General features: G+C 70.4%; 25 protein-coding genes. 7 read left to right on the top strand and 18 right to left on the bottom strand.

Going from position 1 to position 18704, the window contains the following annotated elements:
• Nucleotides 1-4: 4 nt before the first annotated feature.
• From ACFY6U_RS15705 to ACFY6U_RS15685, 5 genes are all read right to left on the bottom strand, one after another.
• Nucleotides 5-742 (bottom strand): SRPBCC domain-containing protein, encoded by a 738-nt coding sequence (locus ACFY6U_RS15705; protein WP_390038389.1) that lies wholly within the window; start codon nt 740-742, stop codon nt 5-7.
• A gap of 17 nt (nt 743-759) precedes the next feature.
• A complete protein-coding gene (locus ACFY6U_RS15700; protein WP_390038387.1) occupies nt 760-1368 on the bottom strand; it encodes an ArsR/SmtB family transcription factor in 609 nt (202 codons plus the stop codon).
• A 152-nt stretch (nt 1369-1520) separates the two neighbouring features.
• On the bottom strand, nt 1521-1997 hold the full coding sequence (locus tag ACFY6U_RS15695) for a hypothetical protein (RefSeq protein ID WP_390038385.1): 477 nt from the start codon (nt 1995-1997) through the stop codon (nt 1521-1523).
• A 73-nt stretch (nt 1998-2070) separates the two neighbouring features.
• Complete coding sequence (locus ACFY6U_RS15690; protein ID WP_390038383.1) at nt 2071-2748, bottom strand: hypothetical protein; 678 nt, start codon at nt 2746-2748, stop codon at nt 2071-2073.
• Nucleotides 2745-2921 (bottom strand): hypothetical protein, encoded by a 177-nt coding sequence (locus tag ACFY6U_RS15685; RefSeq protein ID WP_390038681.1) that lies wholly within the window; start codon nt 2919-2921, stop codon nt 2745-2747. The genes ACFY6U_RS15690 and ACFY6U_RS15685 overlap by 4 nt, the downstream gene beginning before the upstream one ends.
• Here ACFY6U_RS15685 and ACFY6U_RS15680 point away from each other — a divergent pair.
• From ACFY6U_RS15680 to ACFY6U_RS15670, 3 genes are all read left to right on the top strand, one after another.
• A complete protein-coding gene (locus ACFY6U_RS15680; RefSeq protein WP_390038381.1) occupies nt 2920-3198 on the top strand; it encodes a hypothetical protein in 279 nt (92 codons plus the stop codon). The two genes, ACFY6U_RS15685 and ACFY6U_RS15680, sit on opposite strands and share 2 nt — an antisense overlap.
• A 90-nt stretch (nt 3199-3288) precedes the next feature.
• Nucleotides 3289-4209: a 4-hydroxy-tetrahydrodipicolinate synthase gene (gene dapA / locus ACFY6U_RS15675; RefSeq protein ID WP_390038379.1), complete on the top strand. Its 921-nt coding sequence runs from the start codon at nt 3289-3291 to the stop codon at nt 4207-4209.
• A 133-nt stretch (nt 4210-4342) separates the two neighbouring features.
• Complete coding sequence (locus ACFY6U_RS15670) at nt 4343-4852, top strand: hypothetical protein (RefSeq protein WP_390038377.1); 510 nt, start codon at nt 4343-4345, stop codon at nt 4850-4852.
• Between the two features lie 250 nt (nt 4853-5102).
• On the opposite strand, the gene ACFY6U_RS15665 is transcribed toward ACFY6U_RS15670, so the two are convergent.
• The 5 genes from ACFY6U_RS15665 to ACFY6U_RS15645 form a co-directional block, all read right to left on the bottom strand.
• On the bottom strand, nt 5103-5636 hold the full coding sequence (locus tag ACFY6U_RS15665) for a DinB family protein (RefSeq protein ID WP_390038375.1): 534 nt from the start codon (nt 5634-5636) through the stop codon (nt 5103-5105).
• Nucleotides 5637-5897: 261 nt separating this feature from the next.
• Entirely contained in the window at nt 5898-6887 is a 990-nt protein-coding gene (gene dapD, locus ACFY6U_RS15660) for a 2,3,4,5-tetrahydropyridine-2,6-dicarboxylate N-succinyltransferase (protein WP_390038373.1), read from the bottom strand.
• 132 nt (nt 6888-7019) lie between these two features.
• Nucleotides 7020-7154, bottom strand: a complete 135-nt coding sequence (locus tag ACFY6U_RS15655) for a hypothetical protein (protein WP_390038371.1) — start codon at nt 7152-7154, stop codon at nt 7020-7022.
• A gap of 139 nt (nt 7155-7293) precedes the next feature.
• Entirely contained in the window at nt 7294-7830 is a 537-nt protein-coding gene (locus ACFY6U_RS15650) for a TetR family transcriptional regulator (protein ID WP_351485774.1), read from the bottom strand.
• Nucleotides 7830-8150: a multidrug efflux SMR transporter gene (locus tag ACFY6U_RS15645; RefSeq protein WP_293997024.1), complete on the bottom strand. Its 321-nt coding sequence runs from the start codon at nt 8148-8150 to the stop codon at nt 7830-7832. The genes ACFY6U_RS15650 and ACFY6U_RS15645 overlap by 1 nt, the downstream gene beginning before the upstream one ends.
• A 308-nt stretch (nt 8151-8458) precedes the next feature.
• On the opposite strand from ACFY6U_RS15645, the gene ACFY6U_RS15640 reads away from it, so the two are divergent.
• The gene (locus ACFY6U_RS15640) at nt 8459-9319 is read left to right on the top strand and encodes an AbfB domain-containing protein (RefSeq protein ID WP_390038369.1); all 861 of its coding nucleotides are present in this window, start codon (nt 8459-8461) and stop codon (nt 9317-9319) included.
• Nucleotides 9320-9377: 58 nt separating this feature from the next.
• Here the strand turns inward: ACFY6U_RS15640 and ACFY6U_RS15635 are convergent, their stop codons facing one another.
• From ACFY6U_RS15635 to ACFY6U_RS15600, 8 genes are read right to left on the bottom strand one after another with little or no spacing between them, the layout of a single operon-like run.
• Nucleotides 9378-9710: a metal-sulfur cluster assembly factor gene (locus tag ACFY6U_RS15635; RefSeq protein WP_351485771.1), complete on the bottom strand. Its 333-nt coding sequence runs from the start codon at nt 9708-9710 to the stop codon at nt 9378-9380.
• Nucleotides 9707-10174 carry a Fe-S cluster assembly sulfur transfer protein SufU gene (gene sufU, locus ACFY6U_RS15630; RefSeq protein ID WP_351485770.1) on the bottom strand — a complete coding sequence of 156 codons (468 nt, stop codon included), beginning with the start codon at nt 10172-10174 and terminating at the stop codon, nt 9707-9709. Before sufU ends, ACFY6U_RS15635 begins: the two co-directional genes overlap by 4 nt.
• Nucleotides 10175-10192: 18 nt before the next feature.
• Complete coding sequence (locus ACFY6U_RS15625; protein WP_388913675.1) at nt 10193-11449, bottom strand: cysteine desulfurase; 1257 nt, start codon at nt 11447-11449, stop codon at nt 10193-10195.
• Nucleotides 11446-12210: a Fe-S cluster assembly ATPase SufC gene (gene sufC / locus ACFY6U_RS15620; protein WP_217544243.1), complete on the bottom strand. Its 765-nt coding sequence runs from the start codon at nt 12208-12210 to the stop codon at nt 11446-11448. The genes ACFY6U_RS15625 and sufC overlap by 4 nt, the downstream gene beginning before the upstream one ends.
• Nucleotides 12211-12217: 7 nt before the next feature.
• Nucleotides 12218-12544: a non-heme iron oxygenase ferredoxin subunit gene (locus tag ACFY6U_RS15615; protein WP_293997009.1), complete on the bottom strand. Its 327-nt coding sequence runs from the start codon at nt 12542-12544 to the stop codon at nt 12218-12220.
• A complete protein-coding gene (gene sufD / locus ACFY6U_RS15610) occupies nt 12541-13725 on the bottom strand; it encodes a Fe-S cluster assembly protein SufD (protein ID WP_390038366.1) in 1185 nt (394 codons plus the stop codon). The genes ACFY6U_RS15615 and sufD overlap by 4 nt, the downstream gene beginning before the upstream one ends.
• Nucleotides 13726-13780: 55 nt before the next feature.
• Entirely contained in the window at nt 13781-15202 is a 1422-nt protein-coding gene (gene sufB / locus ACFY6U_RS15605; protein ID WP_351485764.1) for a Fe-S cluster assembly protein SufB, read from the bottom strand.
• Nucleotides 15199-15933, bottom strand: a complete 735-nt coding sequence (locus tag ACFY6U_RS15600; RefSeq protein ID WP_390038364.1) for a helix-turn-helix transcriptional regulator — start codon at nt 15931-15933, stop codon at nt 15199-15201. Before ACFY6U_RS15600 ends, sufB begins: the two co-directional genes overlap by 4 nt.
• Nucleotides 15934-16118: 185 nt before the next feature.
• Between ACFY6U_RS15600 and ACFY6U_RS15595 the strand changes: the two genes are divergently transcribed.
• Genes ACFY6U_RS15595 through ACFY6U_RS15585 form a run of 3 tightly spaced genes read left to right on the top strand, consistent with a single transcriptional unit; the run spans nt 16119 to nt 18671 of the window.
• The gene (locus ACFY6U_RS15595; RefSeq protein ID WP_390038362.1) at nt 16119-16922 is read left to right on the top strand and encodes an aminoglycoside N(3)-acetyltransferase; all 804 of its coding nucleotides are present in this window, start codon (nt 16119-16121) and stop codon (nt 16920-16922) included.
• 46 nt (nt 16923-16968) lie between these two features.
• On the top strand, nt 16969-17892 hold the full coding sequence (locus tag ACFY6U_RS15590; RefSeq protein WP_390038360.1) for an ABC transporter ATP-binding protein: 924 nt from the start codon (nt 16969-16971) through the stop codon (nt 17890-17892).
• On the top strand, nt 17889-18671 hold the full coding sequence (locus ACFY6U_RS15585; protein WP_390038358.1) for an ABC transporter permease: 783 nt from the start codon (nt 17889-17891) through the stop codon (nt 18669-18671). Before ACFY6U_RS15590 ends, ACFY6U_RS15585 begins: the two co-directional genes overlap by 4 nt.
• The last annotated feature ends 33 nt before the right edge of the window (nt 18672-18704 follow it).

Here is an 18704-nt window from a genome sequence, read left to right as displayed (position 1 = left end):
TGGCTCAGGACTGGCCGAACACCCCGTTCAGCCAGTCCTGCCAGGCGGTCTCGTTCGCCTCGGCGTCGGCGTCCGGCGCGAAGTCGTGGACGCTGATGCCGACCGGGGCGCCCCAGTGATTGCGCCCGAAGAACCGGACGAGGGCGTCCTCGGTGCGCAGCCCGACGAAGTAGGGGTCGCGGTAGTCGACCACCACGTCCAGGACCCGCCCGCCGGGCCCGTGGACGCTCGCCTTCGCGCCCGGCGCCAGGTCGTCCGGCAGGCCGAGGGCCCGGCCCACGGCGGCGAAGGCGTCCGGCGCCTGGGACGCCTCCGGCCCGTTCAGCTGGGCGAAGCTCACCGGGCGGGGCGCGAAGTGGGTGAGGTACTCGCGCAGGGTGTGCAGGTAGAAGTCGGTGTGCCGGCTCGCGCCGTCGTACTGGTTGTCCCAGTCGTCGGTGAAGATCCCGCTGTGCACGTAGCGCACCCAGGCGCGGCGGCCGCCGTCGCGCTCCTCGATGACGTGCTCCAGCTGGTTGGTGCTCTGGGTCGGGAAGCCGACGTCCTCGCTGCGGGTGACCAGGTGGTGCGGCGGGTCGTAGGCGGTGACGGTGGATCCGAAGGCCGCCGTGCCGCCCACCCGGGGCTCGGGCGGCTGCATCGGCCACAGATAGCCGCCGGTGCCGTGGGTGATCGCCTCCCACACCTCCGCGGGCGTGGCGTCGACCTCGAACTCACGGGCGATCTCGAATTCCTTGGACATGATGGGGCTCCTGCCGCCTACTGTTCCAGCTCGGGGGTGGGCCGGTCCTTGACCGTGGGATGGACGGCGACCACGATCCGGTGGTCCCGGCCGCCCTCCGCGTCGGGTGCGTCGTACTTGCGCACGAGCGCGCTCACACCCGCCGTCAGCTCCTGCACGAAGGCCGCCCGGTCGGCGGCGGAGGCGAAGCGGACCTCGCCGTCCAGCGCGTAGGTCGCCAGCCGCCGGCGGGTCTTGGCGGCCCCGGTGACCAGCATGCCGACGTCGCGCACCAGACGCGCGCCGAGCGCGAGCAGCCAGCGCGCGGAGAGCTGGTCGCGGAAGCGGTCCGGGTCCGGCTGCACGGCGGGCAGGGCGGCCGGCGAGATGACGTACGACGCGGCGGTCGCGCGCATCAGCCGCTCGGTGACGTTGCCCTTGCGCCGCTCTCCTGCCAGCTCGACCAGGCCGTGCCGCTCCAGCGTCTTCAGGTGGTAGTTCACCTTCTGCCGGGGCAGCCCGACCTTGCCGGCCAGCATCGCGGCCGACGCGGGCGCGTCGGCCAGTTCGGCGAGCAGCCTGGCCCGTATGGGGTCGAGCGACACGGCCGCTGCCTCGGGGTCCTCGATCACGGTGACGTCCAGCATGGCTCCACCGTCCCACCGAAAACTTTTTTTGTCCACACGGGTGGAGTTTTCGGTGGAACGGTGGGGCGCGGCCCTTCCACGGATCCCGGCGGAGCCCCCGTTGGATCCCGGCGGATCCCTTGGCGGATCCCGGCCGTGGCCCTCGGCGGATCTCAGGCGCGACGGCCCCGGCGCAGCACGCCCACCGCCACGGCGACGGCGACGGCGGTGCCCGCGACCAGCACCGGCCTCGGGTGCCGTACGACGGCCCGAACGACCAGGCGCGCGGGCTGCGGGACCCGGCCCTCGACGGCGTGCCCCGCCACGGCGGCCTTCTCCGACGCCAGGTGCCCGGCGTGCCCGGCCCGCTCCTGCACGGCGTGTCCGGTCCGCAGCGCCCGCTCCTGGAACGTGTGCCGCGCCTTGGCCATCTGCTCCTGTGCCGTGTGGCCGCCCTTCACCGCCCGGCCCTGGGCCTGGTGACCGGCCCTGGTCGCACCCTCGCGCAGCTGCACGGTCAGCGCGCCGGCCTTGTCCATGAGGTCGGCGGCGCGGGCCTGGGTACGGCCCTTGAGGTCGGCCTTCGCCGCCAGGGCACCGGCGGTGTGGGTCAGTCGGGCCCCCGTTCCGCGTGCGGTCCTCTTCGTCATCGGTGCTGCCCCTCCTGGTCTCGTCGGCGTCCGCTCTGACTGCTGACCTTCCGAGTACCCGGTCCGGGCGCCCTCAGCCCTGCTCGCCCCGTTCGCCGAGCCGGGCGAGCTGGCTCTGGAACCAGTCGAGGCGGGCCTGCAACAGAGCCGCCTCCGCGACCAGTTCGGGCACCCCGAGGCCTTCCCTCACCACGGTCCGGCCGCCGTCGGCCGCCGTACCCCCGGCGATCACATGCAGCCCCTGCCCCGCCAGCCGGGCGAATCCGGCGAGCGAGACGGACGCTCGCGCGCGGACACAGCCCGCGCAGGCGGCCGCGAGGGCACGCCAACCGGGCCTGCCCCAGCCCGCGTCGGCGAGCGCGACGGCCGGCGCGCCGCAGGCGCACGGCCCGACGGTCGCGGTCCGCACCCGCTGCCGGGCGTAGCGGAAACCGCGCTCGAAACGGATGTAGGCGCCGAGGACGGAGACCTCGAGCAGCACGGCCGCCCGGTGCTCCGCGGTGCACAGCAGGGCCTCGGCGACCTCGCGTTCGTGCACACAGTGGAAGCCGCAGTCGCACAGCCGCGCGGGCGGGCGGTGCCGTCGGCCGTAGACGCAGGACGCGTCGTCCAGCACTCCGTACGGCAGCGCGCCGCCCAGCGACACACCGGTGAACCCGGCCCGCGCACCGTCCTGGGACAGCATCGGGTGGGCGATCTTGTAACCGGCCGGCGGCTCCGTCGGCCGTTCCGCCGGGAGCCAGGGCCTCATCGGGCGGCCGGAGCCCCTTCGGACGCGGGCGCCTCCCGGAGTTCCTGGGTCTCGTGGAGCTCGCGGGTCTCTTCGGGAAGTTCGGAAAGTCCGGGTACCTCGTCGCGGACGAGCGGCCGCTCCTCAGCGACCCCGGTGGCCAGTGCCTTGCCCAGCTTCATGGTGCCTCCCATGACCCATGACCTGCCGTCGGTGACCGTCCGGCCCATAGTGGCCCATGAGGGGCCGTTTTGGACACAGGGCGCCCCGACCGGCGGCAACGGCGCGAACACCGCGCTGCGCGACGCCGACCTGCTGCGCCGCCGCCTGATCGAGGCGGGCGAAGGCCGCCGGGAACTGCTCGACGCGGTCGACGACTACGAGCGGCAGATGTTCGAGTACGGCGCCGAGGCCGTACGCAGCAGCCTCGAAAAACTGCCTGCCTTCGCCCCCGAAGCAAAGCTTTCCTGAGGCATCAAAACCAATAGCTTAGTGTTCCTAAGACATTCATCGTAGAAAAATTAAGTGGAGCTAAGCTTTCGCGCTGCCGAGACTACCCCCATGACGAACCCACACGGCACCGCCCGTTCGCCCCGCCCCTTCGGCCGCACCCTCTGCGCCATGGTCACCCCCTTCACCGAAGCGGGCGCGCTCGACCTCGACGGCGCCCGGCGGCTGGCCGCGCATCTGGTGGCGGAGGGCTGCGACGGTCTGGTGCTGAACGGCACCACCGGTGAGTCGCCGACCACGACGGATGCGGAGAAGGCCGAGCTGATCGCGGCCGTCCGGGCGGCGGTGGGCGAGCGGGTGCCGCTCGTCGCGGGCGTGGGCACCGCGGACACCCTGCACACCGTCGAGCTCACGCGCGCGGCCGAGAAGGCGGGCGCGGACGGCGTCCTGGTGGTGTCGCCGTACTACAGCAGGCCCCCGCAGGACGCGCTGGAGGCGCACTTCCTCCAGGTGGCCGACGCGAGCGGGCTGCCGGTGATGCTGTACGACATCCCGGGCCGCACCGGCACCCGGATCGAGCCGGAGACGCTGGTCCGGCTCGCCGCGCACCCCCGGATCGTGGCCGTGAAGGACTGCTCGTACGACTTCCTCGGCACCCAGAAGGTGCTGGCGCGCACGGACCTGGCGTACTACGCGGGCTGCGACGAGCACATCCTCGCCCTGTACGCGGTGGGCGCGGCCGGCTGTGTCAGCACGGTGGCGAATGTCGTCCCCTCCCGCGTCTCCGCGATCCTGGAGGCGTTCGACGCGGGCGACACGGCCCGAGCGGCCGAACTCCAGCTGGGTGCCGTCCCGTTGATCGAGGCGATGACGGCCGCGGGCCTGCCGGGCACGGTCACGGCGAAGGCGCTGCTCGCCGCAACGGGCCTGCCGGCGGGCCCGGTACGCGCACCTCTGCGGGCCGCGGGCCGGGAGACGGCGGACCGGCTGCGGGCGGTGTACGCGGAGTTCACGGAGTCCATGGCCGCCTGATCAACGCTCGGCGAAGCGCCGGAATCCCCCCTGGCCCTGCCCCGCAGCAAAGCGTGCGCAGCGACGCCGCCGCCCCTGCCCGGCGCGGGGATATTCGCCGGTGCTCCGCCCGCCGCTGCCGTACGTTGGCCCCGTGCGCCCTCCCCTGCTGTTCCTGGACGTCGACGGCCCCCTCAACCCGTACGCGGCCAAGCCCGAGCGACGCCCGGAGGGCTATACGACGATCCGGGCGACCGTCCGTCCGGGCCGCCCGCTGCGGGTGTGGCTGAACCCGTCCCACGGGCCGGCGCTGCTCGCCCTCGGCTACGAGCTGTGCTGGGCGACCACCTGGATGGCCGAGGCCAACCGCTGGATCGGCCCGGTCGTCGGCCTCCCCGAACTGCCGTACGTCGACTTCGGGCGGGGCCTGCTGGCCGAGCGGCCGGACGGGGTCCACTGGAAGACCGAGGCGATCGTGGCGTATGCAGAGGGGCGGCCGTTCGCCTGGGTGGACGACGAACAGACCCCGGCGGACACGCTGTACGTCCGCTCCCATCACCCCGGTCCGGCCCTCCTGCATCACGTCAGCCCCCGGATCGGCCTGCGCGAGGACGACTTCGCCGCACTGACGGAGTTCCACGCTTCCCTGCCGCACGACGACTGAACGCCCCTCCCGGTCACACGGGAAGGCGCTCAGCTCGGTGGCGGCGGGCGTCGGTGCGCTGGCGCGAGCGATGGCACCGTCTCGCAGATCGCCCACAGTTCGATGATCTTCGCCTGTGCCTCACAGCGGAACCGCTCGAACGCAGGCGGCCTTGCGCGATCACACACGCCGTACTGGTAGGAGCACCAGGGTCGTACGTCGGCCGCCCAACGGCGCTGCAGGCCGCGCCCGGAGGGAGGTGTGAGGGGACTCAGTTCGACGTACCGCCGTCGATGAGCTCGCGGATGATGTCCGCGTGCCCGTTGTGCTGGGCGTATTCCCTGATCATGTGCAGCATGATGCAACGCACGTCGAGATCCCCGAATCGGTGGTGCGTGCAAACATCGTCCAGTGAGACCCCGGCGAAGATCTGGCGGCTGCGCTCGCAGGCGGCCAGGTAGCGCGCGACGTCCTCAGACAGCGTCGCGCCGTCGTCCAACAGGAAGTCACCGTCCCTGCGCGTCGGCCAACCGAAGGGCGCGGGTTCCTCACTCTGCTTGATGACGTCGACAAACCAGACGAACTCGACCTTGGTGAGGTGTCGCACCAGTCCGTGCAGGGTGGTGAGGGACGGAACGACGCGCCGGCCGGCCTGTTCCTCGGTCAACCCCTCGAGCTTCCTCAGCAACTCGGCACGGTGGTAGTCGAGCCACCCGGCCAAGGCCTCACGGTCAGCCGCGACGGTGGGCAGGTCGACGGGCTTGAGCGGCGAAGCGAAGGTCTGCGGCCCAGGGGCATCAGTCATGGACGCATTGTCGCAGGCAAGGTCAACGCCGCCATACCCGGACGTCTCGCAAGACGCCGGCCAGCCGAGCGGTCAGAAGGCTCAACTCCTCCCCGTTCGCTGTCTCGTCGCACGGGTGGGCCGGATCGGGCACCTACGTCGCCGAGCCCCGGCAGCGCGGTGAGCGCCCTCCCCCGGGCCGTCTCCGGGCCGTGGAAGGGCGCTCACCGACGACCGACGTCGACAGCTGCCGACGGCTCGGCAGGTCACGGCCGCCGATGGTCAGTTGTGGCTGTGCAGGATCTCGTTCAGCCCGCCCCAGACCGCGTTGTTCGGGCGGGCCTCGACGGCGCCGGAGACCGAGTTGCGGCGGAAGAGGATGTTGGAGGCGCCACTCAGTTCGCGGGCCTTGACGATCTGGCCGTCGGGCATGGTGACGCGGGTGCCCGCGGTGACGTAGAGGCCGGCCTCGACCACGCACTCGTCGCCGAGGGCGATGCCGACGCCCGCCTCGGCGCCGATCAGGCAGCGCTCGCCGATGGCGATGACGACGTTGCCGCCGCCGGACAGCGTGCCCATGGTGGAGGCGCCGCCGCCGATGTCCGAGCCGTCGCCGACCACGACACCGGCCGAGATGCGGCCCTCGACCATCGAGGTGCCGAGCGTGCCGGCGTTGAAGTTGACGAAGCCCTCGTGCATGACGGTGGTGCCCTCGGAGAGGTGCGCGCCGAGGCGGACCCGGTCGGCGTCGGCGATGCGCACGCCCTTCGGGACGACGTAGTCGGTCATCCGCGGGAACTTGTCGACCGAGGTCACCTGGAGGTGCAGGCCCTCCGCGCGGGCGTTCAGCCGGACCTTCTCGATCTCGTCGACGGCCACCGGGCCGAGGGAGGTCCAGGCGACGTTGGCGAGCAGGCCGAAGATGCCGTCCAGGCTCTGGCCGTGCGGCTTCACCAGGCGGTGCGAGAGCAGGTGCAGGCGCAGGTAGGCGTCGTGGGTGTCGAGCGGCTTGTCGTCGAGGGAGGCGATGACCGTACGGACCGCGACGACCTCCACGTTGCGGCGGACGTCCGGGCCGATCACCTTGGCCGCACCCGCGCCGAGGAGTTCCACGGCCTGCTCGATGGAGAGCGTCTCGGTGCCGGCCGGGCCGGGCTCGGCGACCAGCCCGGGGGCGGGGAACCAGGTGTCGAGAACGGTGCCGTCGGCGGCGATCGTGGCGAGGCCGGCGGCGGCGGCACCGGTGGGACGGGGAGCAGTCGTGTCGGTCATGAGGGCAACCTAACCGGCCGGGGGCCTGCGAGGCGAACCAGCGTGCGGGGCGTCTCAGGGGGCGGGCCGAAGATGCTCCGGGCGGCCCGCACTCCCCCGGCGTGCGGGCCTCCCGGGTCTGGGCGGGTGGCGTCAGGGACGCTCGCCGGCCTTGTCCACCACCGCCGTCGTGAGCAGCCCGCCGACAGTGGGGGCCTTGCCGTCCAAGACCATGCGCGAGCCGATGAACCGGTAGGTCCGCGAGTGGATCAGGGAAGTCGGCCGCACTCGTCCCTTTCGGGTCGAGGTCCGGCGTCGCGGGCTGCGCCCCGCGTCCCGTGCCGGTCCCGCCCACCAGCAGGGCGGCGGTGACGGCGACGGCGGTCACCGCGGCCACGACCGCGACGGTCATGACAGACGCGTTCCGTCAGGGAATCACGCGTCCCAGCACCTGCCGCGCGTACCCCTCGTCGTACGGCGTCCCCGTCAGCAGCACCTGGAGGCAGATCCCGTCCATCAGCGCGACCAGCGCCCGCGCCGTGACCGGGTCGGTGCGCCGGGCCAGCCGTTCGGCGAGGTCGTCGGCCCATTCGGCGGCGACGGGGCGCAGGGCCGGGCGGCGCAGGGCGGCGAGGTAGAGCTCGTACTCCAGCTCCACGGCGGTACGGTCGCCGCCCAGCCAGTCGCCGAGGATCCGGGCGAGGGCGGTGGCGAGGTCCGTCGCGGAGTCGTCCAGGCCGCCGTGCGCGGCGACCGCCTTGGCGAAGCCTTCGTTCGTCTGGCGCAGCGCGGCGACCATCAGCTCGTCGAGGGTCCTGAAGTGGTACGTCGTGGAGCCGAGCGGGACGTCGGCCTCGGCGGCGACGGTGCGGTGGCTCAGCCCGGCGATTCCCTTCTCGCCGACGACGCGGATCGCCGCCTCGATGATCCGCTGCTTGCGGTCGGGGTCGTAACGGCGGGGCATCAGTGCGCGCCCCCCAGGTTCAGGACCACCACTCCCCCGATGATCAGCACGATCCCCGCGATTTTGACCGTGCTCAGTCCCTCCCCGAAGAGCAGCAGGCCGAGCACGGCGATGGCGGCGGTGCCGACCCCCGACCAGATCGCGTACGCCGTGCCGATCGACACGGTCTTCAGCGTCTCGGCCAGGAGCAGGAACGAGACGACGTATCCCAGTGCCGTCAGCAACGAGGGCCAGAGCCTGGTGAATCCGTCCGCGTACTTCATCGCCGTCGTGGCGGCGACCTCGGCGGCTATGGCGCCGGCGAGCGTCAGGTATCCCATGTGTACGAGTGTACGCAGCGTTGTGTACGGGCGTACACAACCGTGCGACACCAGGGCGCACAGCCGGAAACGGGTTTCCCTACGGCAGACGGTCTCCGGCCGATGCGCACCGTCGGCGTTGCCGATTCCACTCCCGCACGCCGCACAGGGATGTTTAATGCTCACAGAAACCGCTAGCTGAAACGGCTCCCAGCAGCCCCGTGTCTCCACTAGTGTGTGCACCTCTGTGATCCACCACCGCTTCACACTTCACTCACCCCACCCTCACATCCCCGGCCGCTGCCTTGGCGCCGCTGGAGGAAACGCGCATGCCAGAAACCACCCCCCAACCCCCGCCGCATCCCGCCTGGGAGAACGGCTGGGCCCCCGACACCTCCCGGGCTCCCGGAACCCGAAGACTCTGGCTGGCCGGCACGCTGGCCATAGCCACCGTCGTCGCCTGTGTCACGGCGATAGCCGTCAGCCACAACACCCCTGACAAGGCGTCACCGAATCCCACGGCGACCGCGAACACCGACAACGGCCCCGGTCTGCTGTCCTTCGCCTCGCCGTCCGCGCCGGGTACCACCGGACCGCCGAAGGGCACGTCGGGGATGTCGGCGACCTCGCCGACCGCGTCCGCGTCCAAGTCCGGCACGGCGACGGCCGCCTCGTCCGGCACCGGCCCGAAGTCCGCGCCGTCCAGCGCCAAGCCTTCCAAGGCCACGCCCAGCAAGGGGAGTTCGGGCGGCTCGGCGCAACAGCCCGGCACCGACGGGAAGTCGGTCCGCTCGGTCAACTACCCGGACCGCTACTGGCACGTAAGCGGCAGTTACGTGTATCTCGACCAGCCCCGCGGCTCCGAGTCCCGCGAGGACTCGACCTTCGACCTGGTCAAGGGCCTGGCGAACGCCTCCTGTTACTCCTTCGCCACGCACGACGGGCTGTACCTGCGCCACCAGAACTTCGTGCTGCGCGCCGAGAGCAACGACGGCAGCAGCCTCTTCAAGCAGGACGCCACCTTCTGCCCCCAGAAGTCGCCGTACTCGGACGACGTGCTGTTCCAGTCGGTGAACTACCCCAACTACGCCCTGCGGCACAAGAATTTCCAGCTGCGGCTGGACCCGTACGGCTACAACACGACCAACCGCGAGGACTTCTTCTTCGACCTCGTGGACGGGCTGAGCTGAGACATGGAGAAGCGGCGGCACCCCAGGCAGGGTGCCGCCGCTTTCGTGTGCCGCGATCTCAGACGTTGAACCCGAGCGCCCGCAGCTGCTCGCGGCCGTCGTCGGTGATCTTGTCGGGGCCCCACGGGGGCATCCAGACCCAGTTGATGCGCAGTTCGTTGACGATGCCGTCCGTGGCGGACTTGGCCTGGTCCTCGATGACATCGGTCAGCGGGCAGGCCGCCGAGGTCAGGGTCATGTCGATCGTCGCGATGTTCGCGTCGTCGATGTGGATGCCGTAGATCAGCCCGAGGTTGACCACGTCGATGCCCAGCTCGGGGTCGACGACGTCGTACAGAGCCTCGCGGAGTTCCTCCTCGGAGGCCGGCTTCATCTCAACGGTCTCGCTCATGCCGTCTTCCTTTCGGCGTCGGCGCCACCCAGCGCCTGGGCCGTCGCGTCCTTCCACGCCATCCAGCTCAGGAGGGCGCACTTGACCCGGGCCGGGTACTTGGAGACACCGGCGAACGCGACGGCGTCCTCCAGGACCTCCTCCATCGAGTCGTCGGGCTCGATCCTGCCCTTGGACTGCATCAGCTCCAGGAAGGTCTCCTGGATCTTCTGCGCGTCCGCCAGGTCCTTGCCGACCAGCAGATCGTTCAGTACGGAGGCCGAGGCCTGGCTGATGGAGCAGCCCTGGCCCTCGTACGAGACGTCCTCGATCGTCGTGCCGTCGTACTTCACTCGGAGGGTGATCTCGTCGCCGCACGTCGGGTTCACATGGTGTACCTCGGCGTCGCCATCCCTGAGACCACGCCCGTGCGGGTGCTTGTAGTGGTCCAGGATGACTTCCTGGTACATCGAGTCCAGCTTCACGGTCTCAGCTCACGCCCTTCAGCCGAAGAAGTTCCGTACGTGCTCCAGGCCCTCGACCAGCGCGTCGATCTCGGCCGGAGTGGAGTACAGATAGAACGACGCTCGCGTGGTCGCAGGAATTCCGTAGCGCAGGCAGACGGGGCGGGCGCAGTGGTGGCCGACCCGGACCGCGATGCCCTGCTCGTCGAGGACCTGGCCCACGTCGTGCGGGTGGATGTCCCCGAGGGTGAAGGAGATCGCGGCGCCCCGGTCCTCGGCCGTGGTGGGGCCGATGATCTTCAGGTCCGGGACCTGCTGGAGGCGCTGGACCGCGTACTCCGTCAGCGCGTGCTCATGGGCGAGGATCTTGTCCATGCCGATGGCGTTGAGGTAGTCGATGGCCGCGCCGAGGCCGACCGCCTGGGCGACCGGCGGGGTGCCCGCCTCGAACTTGTGGGGCGCCGGGGCGTACGTCGACGAGTGCATCGACACGGTCTCGATCATCTCACCGCCGCCGAGGAACGGCGGCAGGTCCTCGAGGAGCTCCTGGCGGCCCCAGAGGACGCCGATGCCGGTCGGGCCGCACATCTTGTGGCCGGTGAAGGCCACGAAGTCGGCCTGGAGGGCCTGCACGTCCAGCGGCATGTGGGGCGCGGCCTGGGAGGCGTCGATGCAGACGAGGGCGCCGACCTCCTGGGCGCGGCGCACTATCGCCTCGACCGGGTTGACCGTGCCCAGGATGTTCGAGACCAGCACGAAGGAAACGATCTTCGTCTTCTCGGTGATGACCTCGTCGATGTTGGACAGGTCGAGGCGGCCGTCGTCGGTGAGCCCGAACCACTTCAGCTTCGCGCCGGTGCGCTGCGCAAGCAGCTGCCACGGCACGATGTTGGAGTGGTGCTCCATCTCCGTGATGACGATCTCGGTCTCGTGGTCCACCCGGTAGGGCTCGTCGGCCCAGCCCAGCATGTTGGCCACGAGGTTCAGCGACTCGGAGGCGTTCTTGGTGAAGATCACCTCGTCGCGGCTGGGCGCGTTGATGAACTCCGCGACCTTGTCGCGCGCGCCCTCGTACATCGCCGTGGCCTCCTCGGCGAGCACATGCACACCGCGGTGGACGTTGGCGTTGTGGCGCTCGTAGTACTCGCTGAGGACGTCCAGTACCTGGCGCGGCTTCTGGCTGGTAGCCGCGTTGTCCAGGTACACGAGCTTCTTGCCGTCGTGGACCAGACGGTCCAGGACGGGGAAGTCCTTGCGGATCGCCTCGGTGTCGAGGAGGCCCGGCAACTGTGTCACGCGGATACGCCACCCTTCGTGTATGCCTCGTAGCCCTCGTCCTCCAGCTTGTCGGCGAGCTCGGCACCGCCGGACTCGACGATCCGGCCGGCGGAGAAGACGTGGACGAAGTCGGGCTTGATGTAGCGCAGGATGCGCGTGTAGTGCGTGATCAGCAGGGTGCCGACCTCGCCGGTCTCACGGACGCGGTTGACACCCTCGGAGACGATGCGGAGGGCGTCGACGTCGAGACCGGAGTCGGTCTCGTCGAGGATCGCGATCTTCGGCTTGAGCAGTTCGAGCTGGAGGATCTCGTGGCGCTTCTTCTCGCCGCCGGAGAAGCCCTCGTTGACGTTGCGCTCGGCGAAGGAGGGGTCCATGGAGAGGCGCTCCATGGTCTCCTTGACCTCCTTCACCCAGGTGCGCAGCTTGGGGGCCTCGCCGCGGATGGCGGTGGCGGAGGTGCGCAGGAAGTTGGAGACCGAGACACCGGGGACCTCGACCGGGTACTGCATCGCCAGGAACAGGCCCGCGCGGGCGCGCTCGTCGACGGACATCTCCAGGACGTCCTCGCCGTCGAGCAGCACGGTGCCGCCGGTGATCGTGTACTTCGGGTGACCCGCGAGGGAGTAGGCGAGGGTCGACTTGCCGGAGCCGTTGGGGCCCATGATGGCGTGCGTCTCGCCCTGCTTCACGGTGAGGTCGACGCCCTTGAGGATCTCCTTCGTGGCGTTGTCGGCCTCGACGGTGACGTGCAGGTCTCGGATTTCAAGCGTTGCCATGGGTGCCTCAGGACTCCTGGGTGAGGGAGACGAGCACGTCGTCCCCTTCGATCTTTACGGGGTATACGGGGACGGGGCGCGTGGCCGGGAGGCCGGACGGCTTGCCGGTGCGCAGGTCGAAGCTGGAGCCGTGCAGCCAGCACTCGATCTGGCAGTCCTCCACCTCGCCCTCGGAGAGCGAGACGTTGGCGTGGGAGCAGATGTCGTGGATGGCGAACACCTCTCCCTCGGTCTTCACGACCGAGACCGGCGTGCCGTCGAGTTCCACCCGCTTCGGGGTGTCCTCCTCCAGCTCGCTCAGCCCGCAGGCGCGTACGAACGCAGTGGACGTCATGCGACCGAGGCCTCCAGCTCCTCCTCGATCTTGGCGAGCAGGCGCTCCTCGATGTCGGCGACACCGATCTGCTGGACCAGTTCGGCGAAGAAGCCGCGGACGACGAGGCGACGGGCCTCGTGCTGCGGGATGCCGCGGGCCATCAGGTAGAAGAGCTGCTCGTCGTCGAAGCGGCCGGTGGCGGAGGCGTGGCCGGCGCCGACGATCTCGCCGGTCTCGATCTCCAGGTTCGGCACCGAGTCGACCCGCGCGCCGTCCGTGAGGACCAGGTTGCGGTTCATCTCGTAGGTGTCGGTGCCCTCGGCCTTGGCCTCGATGAGGACGTCACCGATCCACACCGCGTGCGCGTCGTCGCCCTGGAGCGCGCCCTTGTAGGCGACGTTGGACTTGCAGTGCGGGGTGTTGTGGTCGACCAGCAGGCGGTGCTCCTGGTGCTGCCCGGCGTCGGTGAAGTACAGGCCGTACAGCTCGGCCTCGCCGCCGGTGCCGGCGTAGGCGACGCGCGGGTGCAGTCGTACGACGTCGCCGCCGAAGGTGACGACCACGGACTTGAAGCTGGCGTCCCGGCCGACCAGGGCGTTGTGCTGGGCCACGTGGACGGCCTTGTCGTCCCAGTCCTGGACGGAGACGACGGTGAGCTTGGCGCCGTCGCCCAGGACGTACTCGACGTTGGCCGCGGTGACCACGTCACCGGTGTGGTCGATGACGACGACGGCCTCGGCGAAGGCACCCAGCTCGATGACCTGGTGGCCGAAGGCGACGCCGCCCTGGCCGTGCACGCTGATCCGGATCGGCTCGGTGAGCACCGTCTCCTTGGGGACGGTGACCACGCCGGCCTGCTCGAAGGCGGAGTACGCCTGGGCGGCGACCCGGTCCACCGGGGTGCCGGCCCGGCCGAGCCGGGGGTCGTCGCGGCCGACCAGCTCGACGGTGACGCCCTCGGGGGCCTCCACCGTGACCTTCAGGCTGTCGCCGGTGGCGACCGCCGTGCCGTCGTGCAGCCCGCGCAGGCGCTCCAGCGGGGTGAACCGCCACTCCTCCTCGCGGCCGTGCGGGACCGGGAAGTCCGCGACGTCGAAGGAGGGGGGCGCGCTCATGCGCGTGGCGACGGTCGACTCGGCGGCCACCGCGATGGCGCCGGCGGTGGTGGAGCCCACCGGGGAGTTCTGAGCCTCAGCCATGGCTGTCGGTCTGCTCGCTTTCTTACGTGAGTGGCGTGACGGTGACGGCGGTCGCTTAGCCGACCGCGCCTTCCATCTGGAGCTCGATCAGCCGGTTGAGTTCGAGGGCGTACTCCATGGGCAGTTCCTTGGCGATCGGCTCGACGAAGCCGCGCACGATCATCGCCATCGCCTCGAACTCGGAGAGACCGCGGCTCATCAGGTAGAAGAGCTGGTCCTCGGAGACCTTGGAGACGGTCGCCTCGTGGCCCATGGACACGTCGTCCTCGCGGACGTCCACGTAGGGGTACGTGTCGGAGCGGGAGATCGTGTCGACGAGCAGCGCGTCGCACAGCACGTTCGACTTGGATCCGGCGGCGCCCTCGCCGATCTCGACGAGACCGCGGTAGGACGTACGGCCGCCACCACGCGCCACGGACTTCGACACGATGTTGGACGACGTGTTCGGCGCCATGTGGACCATCTTGGAACCGGCGTCCTGGTGCTGGCCCTCGCCCGCGAAGGCGATGGAGAGGGTCTCGCCCTTGGCGTGCTCGCCCATCAGGTAGACGGCCGGGTACTTCATCGTCACCTTGGAGCCGATGTTGCCGTCGATCCACTCCATGGTGGCGCCCTCGTAGGCGACGGCGCGCTTGGTGACCAGGTTGTAGACGTTGTTCGACCAGTTCTGGATGGTCGTGTAGCGGCAGCGGGCGTTCTTCTTGACGATGATCTCGACGACCGCGGAGTGCAGCGAGTCCGACTTGTAGATCGGGGCCGTACAACCCTCGACGTAGTGCACGTAGGCACCCTCGTCGACGATGATCAGGGTCCGCTCGAACTGGCCCATGTTCTCCGTGTTGATGCGGAAGTAGGCCTGGAGCGGGATCTCCACGTGGACGCCCGGCGGGACGTAGATGAAGGAGCCGCCCGACCACACGGCGGTGTTCAGCGAGGCGAACTTGTTGTCACCGACCGGGATGACGGTGCCGAAGTACTCCTTGAAGAGGTCCGGGTGCTCCTTCAGCGCGGTGTCGGTGTCCAGGAAGATGACGCCCTGCTCCTCCAGGTCCTCGCGGATCTGGTGGTAGACGACCTCCGACTCGTACTGGGCGGCGACACCGGCGACCAGGCGCTGCTTCTCCGCCTCCGGGATGCCCAGCTTGTCGTAGGTGTTCTTGATGTCCTCGGGCAGGTCCTCCCAGGACTCCGCCTGCTTCTCGGTGGAGCGCACGAAGTACTTGATGTTGTCGAAGTCGATGCCGGAGAGGTCCGAGCCCCAGTTCGGCATGGGCTTCTTCTCGAAGAGGCGCAGGCCCTTGAGGCGGAGCTTGGTCATCCACTCGGGCTCGGACTTCTTCGCGGAGATGTCCCGGACGACGTCCTCGTTGATGCCGCGCTTGGCGGAGGCGCCGGCCGTGTCGGAGTCGGCCCAGCCGTATTCGTACTTGCCCAGGCCTTCGAGCTCAGGGTGGGCAGTCTCCGTGGGGAGAGTCATGCGGGGTTCCTCCCGGCCGTGCTAGCAGATGCGTCAGTGGAAATCTTGGGGATGAACGTCGTGCAGACGCCGTCGCCGTGCGCGATGGTCGCCAGTCGCTGTACGTGCGTTCCGAGCAGCTCGGCGAAGATCTCCGTCTCCGCCTCGCACAGCTGGGGGAACTGCTCCGCGACGTGGGCGACCGGGCAGTGGTGCTGGCACAGCTGTTCGCCGACCGGTGCGGTGCGCGCCGTTGCAGCGTACCCGTCCAGGCTCAGGGCCTTGGCCAGCGCTTCCGTGCGCTCGTCGGGGCTCACGCTCTCGATCGCCTTGCGGTAGGCGCGCGCCTGGGCCGTGATCCGGGCCCGCGCGAAGGCGGCGACCGCCTCCTGGCCGCCTCCCTGCTCGGCGATCCAGCGCAGCGCGTCGGCGGCGAGCTTGTCGTACGACTGGTCGAAGGCGTCCCGGCCGCAGTCGGTGAGCGCGAAGACCTTGGCGGGCCGGCCGCGCGTCCGCGTGCCGTACACCCGCTGCTCGCGTGCCGCCACGACGTCGTCGGCGACCAGCGCGTCCAGATGCCGGCGTACGGCCGCGGGGGTCAGGCCCAGGCGTCCGGCCAGCTCGGTGACGGTCGACGGCCCGTGGTCCAGGATCGACCGCGCGACCCGGTTGCGCGTCGAGCGCTCACCGGTCGCTAGCTCCTCCTGCGGGGTCCCCGTGGGGGTCTCCCGAGCCTCGCCGACGTTTTTCACAACGCCATTGTTGCGTAATTCCTCAGAGCCAGGCAAGCGGCGTCCGGGCGACGGGACGGTGCCCTGCATCACTTAGGCATACCTAACCAAGCACCGGCGCTGACCTGCGGAAACGATCTTTGATCGATCATCCCTCAGCCAATCGGGTGGCGTTCCACGGCCCCCCTCGGGAACACTCCTGAACCATGCCCACACCCCCTCCGACCGGCCCTCTTGTCACCCGGGGCGCCCTCGCCGGGCAGCTTCGCCTGCTCGGTGTCAAGACCGGTGACACCCTCTTGGCACACACCTCGCTCAGTTCCCTCGGGTGGGTGAACGGCGGAGCCGTGGCGGTCGTCCAGGCCCTCCTCGACGCCCTCGGCCCGGAGGGCACCCTGGTGGTGCCCACCCAGACCGGCGATCTCTCGGACCCCGCGGTGTGGCGGAATCCGCCGGTCCCCGAGGAGTGGTGGGAGACGATCCGGGCCACCATGCCGCCGTACGACCCCAGGACCACCCCCTCGCGTGGGGTCGGCGTGATCCCGGAGGCCGTGCGGACCTGGCCGGGCGCGCTGCGCAGCGCCCACCCGCAGACCTCCTTCGCGGCCGTCGGCCCCCGCGCGGCGGAGATCCTCGACGGCCACGCCCCCGACTGCCGGCTCGGCGAGCGGAGCCCGTTGGCCCGGCTGGAGAAACTGCACGCGCGCGTGCTCATGCTCGGCACCGGCTACGCCACCTGCACCAGCTTCCACCTCGCCGAGTACCGGATCCCCTCTCCGCGCGTCCGGGTCGGCCGTCCCGCCCCCGGCGGCGGCTGGGAGGAGGTCACCGAGGTGTCGATCACCTCCGACCGCTTCGACGAACTGGGCTACGACTTCGAACGCGACCGGAGTGCCGTCGTCCGCGGAGAGGTCGGCGCGGCGGCCACCCGGCTCTTCCCCGTGGCGGAAGCCGTGGCCTACGCCGAGCGATGGCTGGCCGTACACCGTCCCCGTGAGGAGGAGATCTAGCACCCGGCCGTCCGGGTGACGGCAGGCGTCCTTAGACTCTGTCACCATGCGAAGTGAGCCGGTGGTCCAGGTGCGGGACCTGGTGAAGCGGTACGGCGCCAAGACCGCTGTGGACGGCCTCGATCTGACCGCCGAGGCGGGCGTGACCGCCGTACTCGGCCCCAACGGGGCGGGCAAGACGACCACGATCGAGACCTGCGAGGGGTACCGCAAGCCGGATTCCGGCGCGGTGCGCGTCCTGGGCCTCGATCCCGTACGGCAGTCCGCCGAGCTGCGCCCCAGAGTGGGCGTGATGCTCCAGTCCGGGGGCGTCTACTCAGGCGCCCGCGCCGACGAGATGCTGCGGCACGTGGCGAAGCTGCACGCGCATCCGCTGGACGTGGACGCCCTGATGGAGCGGCTTGGCCTCGGCAGCTGCGGCCGGACGTCGTACCGCCGCCTCTCCGGCGGCCAGCAGCAGCGCCTCGCGCTCGCCATGGCCGTGGTCGGCCGCCCGGAGCTGGTCTTCCTCGACGAGCCGACGGCGGGCCTCGACCCACAGGCCCGCCACGCCACCTGGGACCTGATCCGGGACCTGCGCGCCGACGGCGTCTCGGTCATCCTCACCACGCACTACATGGAGGAGGCCGAGCAGCTCGCCGACGACGTCGCCGTCGTCGACGCCGGCCGGGTGATCGCCCAGGGTTCCCCCGAACAGCTGTGCAAGGGCGGCGCCGAGAACACCCTCCGGTTCAGCGGCCGCCCCGGCCTCGACGTCGGCTCGCTCCTCAAGGCGCTGCCGGCCGACTCCACGGCCGCCGAGCTGACCCCGGGCTCCTACCGGGTCGTCGGCAAGGTCAACCCCCAGCTGCTGGCCACGGTGACCTCGTGGTGCGCCCAGCACGGCGTGATGCCCGACCGCATCTCGGTGGAGCGGCACACGCTGGAGGACGTCTTCCTGGAGCTCACGGGCAAGGAGCTGCGCTCATGACCACCACGACCGATACCGGCACCGGCACCTTCACCCCCCGGCCGGGAGCCGCCCCGCTCCCCCGCATGATCGCGGCGCAGGCGGCGCTGGAGACGAGAATGCTGCTCCGCAACGGCGAGCAACTCCTGCTGACGGTGGTGATCCCCACACTCCTCCTCGTGCTCTTCAGCTCGGTGGACGTCGTCGACACGGGATCCGGCAAGTCGGTCGACTTCCTGACCCCCGGCATCCTCGCCCTCGCCGTCATGTCCACGGCCTTCACCGGCCAGGCCATCGCGACCGGCTTCGAGCGCCGCTACGGCGTCCTGAAGCGCCTCGCCTCCTCCCCGCTGCCCCGCTGGGCCCTGATGACGGCGAAGACGGCGTCGGTCCTGGTCACCGAGGTCCTCCAGGTGATCCTCCTGACGGTGATCGCCTTCGCCCTCGGCTGGTCCCCGCACGGCAACCCCCTCGCCGTCCTGCTCCTCCTGGTCCTCGGCACGGCCGCCTTCTCCGGCCTCGGCCTGCTGATGGCGGGCACTCTGAAGGCGGAGGCGACCCTGGCGGCCGCCAACCTGGTGTTCCTGCTGCTGCTCGTGGGCGGCGGGGTCATCGTCCCGCTGGACAAGTTCGGCGGGGCCCAGTCCGTCCTCGGCCTCCTGCCGATCTCCGCACTGTCGGACGGCCTGCGGGACGTGCTGCAGCACGGGGCGGGGATGCCTTGGAGGGACCTGGGGATCCTGGCGGTGTGGGCTGTGGTGGGGCTGGGGGCTGCGGGTAGGTTCTTCCGCTGGGAGTGACGGGGAATGACGCGGTCCGGTCTTGCGGGGTGC

This window comes from Streptomyces sp. NPDC013157, from assembly GCF_042899865.1.
GTDB lineage: Bacteria > Actinomycetota > Actinomycetes > Streptomycetales > Streptomycetaceae > Streptomyces.
The sequence above is the reverse complement of the archived record's forward strand: the minus strand, read 5'-3'. Positions and strand labels throughout refer to the sequence as shown.